Origin of the sequence: Enorma phocaeensis (genome assembly GCF_016901575.1) — a bacterium.
GTDB lineage: Bacteria > Actinomycetota > Coriobacteriia > Coriobacteriales > Coriobacteriaceae > Limicola > Limicola phocaeensis_A.
The window spans coordinates 1-2,420 of sequence record NZ_JACJKQ010000047.1 but is presented as its reverse complement, the minus strand read 5'-3'; the positions used below and the strand labels follow the sequence as shown (position 1 = coordinate 2,420).

Annotated in this window: 2 protein-coding genes; both read left to right on the top strand. The window is 65.5% G+C overall.

Features of this window, described 5'->3' with window-relative positions; translation table 11 throughout:
• The first annotated feature begins 121 nt into the window (after positions 1–121).
• A complete protein-coding gene (istA, locus tag H6A15_RS10085; RefSeq protein ID WP_204673625.1) occupies positions 122–1,576 on the top strand; it encodes an IS21 family transposase in 1,455 nt (484 codons plus the stop codon).
• A 3-nt stretch (positions 1,577–1,579) separates the two neighbouring features.
• Positions 1,580–2,335, top strand: a complete 756-nt coding sequence (istB, locus tag H6A15_RS10080; protein ID WP_239462510.1) for an IS21-like element helper ATPase IstB — start codon at positions 1,580–1,582, stop codon at positions 2,333–2,335.
• Positions 2,336–2,420 lie beyond the last annotated feature (85 nt).

Below are 2,420 nucleotides of genomic sequence, written 5' to 3'. Positions count from 1 at the left end.
CACTTCCGGCGTCGGGTTTTCGACATGAACCGCAAGAGCATGCCGACCCTTCCCATCACAGGCCTAATCTGACAAGTGCTTCAGGTATCTCGTCAGAGAGGCGGAAAGGAACATGATCGACATGCCCACCATCAATTCTATACGGCAGCAGCGACGCGATGGATGCAGCGTCGCCGAGATCGCGCGGAGAAACGGCGTCTCCCGCGACACGGTCTACAAATACCTCAAGCGGGATGATTTCTCCCCGACGCCTCCCGCGAGGAAGAGGCGCCCGAGCAAGCTCGATCCCTACAAGCCGCTCATCAGGCAATGGATAGAGGACGATTCGACGACCTGGCGCAAGCAGCGGCACACCGCGAAGCGGATATGGCAGAGGCTCGTCGAGGAGTGCGGCGCCGACGTGAGCGCGAGCACGGTCGGGCGCTATGTCAAGGCGCTGCGCGCGGAGAACCGCGCCGCGAGCGAGCGCTTTCTCGACCTTGCATGGGAACCGGGCGAGGCCCAGGCGGATTTCGGGGAGGCGGACTTCTATGTGATGGGGGTTCGCAGGCGCCTGAGCTATTTCGTCTTGACGTTCCCCTATTCCAACGTGGGCCTGGCCCAGGTCTTTCCCGGCGAGAACGCCGAGTGCGTCTGCCAGGCCTTGAAGGACATCTTCTCCTATATCGGCGGCGTGCCCAAGCGGATAATCTTCGACAACGCCGCCGGCGTAGGGCGCAGGACGGCCGACAAGGTGCGGACGACCGAGCTGTTCGGGCGCTTCGCCGCGCATTACGGCTTCGCCTATGCGTTCTGCAACCCCGCCTCGGGGCACGAGAAGGGCTCCGTCGAGAACAAGGTCGGGGCCGTACGGCGCTCGCTGTTCGTCCCCGTGCCCCAGGTCACGAGCATGGGCGCCTTCAACAAGAACCTCCTCGGCAGGTGCATGGCGCTTTCCAGAAAAGGCCACTGGATCAAAGGCGAGCCGGAGGACCGGCTGTTCGCCGAGGACCGCCTCGCCCTCTCCGGACTGCCCGCCAAGCCCTTCGAGGTGGTGCGCTACGCCACCGCCCGGGCGGACAAGAAGGGCAAGGTGCGGGCCGACGGCCCCCACTTCTACTCGACCGACCCGGCGTTTTCCGGATGCGAGATGCTTCTTGGGCTCGGGGCCACCACGCTGCGCGTCTTCGACGGCGCGGGCACGTTCGTCTGCGAGCACGCCAGAGCCTACGGCGACGCTCCGACCGACACGACGGATCCCGGGTCGCAGCTCCACCTCCTGTGCCTCAAGCCTGCGGGATGGCGCAGCTCGCGCGTCAGGGCGGCGCTGTCCGAAGATGTCCGCAGCTGGATGGACGGCCTCGGCAGAGACGAGCTCAAAGAGGAGCTGAGGCTGCTGCGCGACGAGACGGCGCGCTCCGGGTGGGAGGCGACGCGCCAGGCCGCCGAGCTCGCGTACGGGTCCACCGGGCGCATCGATCGGGCAAGCGTGGCGGTCGGCGCGGCGAGGATCGCCTCGGGCGCGGAGGCGATCGCCTACGACGAGCCGGTCGACCTGTCCGGCTACGACTCCGTCTTCTTTGGAAGGGGGGCGTAGGGCATGGCCTACCTCAAGCAAGGCGACGCCATGGCGTTGAGAGCCCTCATGCGCTCGATGTACTTCTCCGCGGACACCATCGACGCGTTCCTCGCATCCGCGACCGCGGGCCAGGTCGCAGCGGTGGCCGAGATGATCCGGCGCGAGATGCGGGTGCGCGAGCGCCGCAAGCGGGAGCGGCTGACGAGGAAGGCGAGGTTCCCCCAGATAAAGTCTTTCGACGGGTACGACTTCGCGCAGGTGGCCCTGCCGGAGGGCTACTCCGTCGACGACTTGAAGTCGCTTGCGTTCGTCGACGCGGCGCAGGACTTCGTCTTCCACGGGCAGACGGGACGGGGCAAGACGCACTTGGCGATAGCCGTCGGCCTCGCCTGCGTGGACGCGGGGCTGGAGGTGAGGTTCTTCACCGCCGCCGAGCTGGTGCTCTCCCTGACGCGCGCGAACCGAGAGCATCGGCTCGAGCAGCTCATGAAAGACATCGCGAGATCCCGGCTCCTCATCATCGACGAGCTCGGCTACGTCCCGCTCGACCAAGAGGGCGCGCGGCTCTTGTTCCAAGTCATGAGCGACTGCTACGAGAGGCGCAGCCTCGTCATCACCACCAACATCGAGTTCTCGAAATGGGGCGTGGTGTTCGGAGACGACAAACTCGCCTCGGCGATCATCGACCGCATCATGCACCACGGAAGGCTCATCGAGTTCAACGGCACGAGCAAGCGCATGGATCATGCTCTGATGCTCGGAAAGAAGGACGGCTAGCGACGGCGGAAACCAGGCGGCCGCTCTTGCAGAAAGCGCCGAATCAACGATGCGGAAAGTGTCGACAAAGACTTGACGCAACACA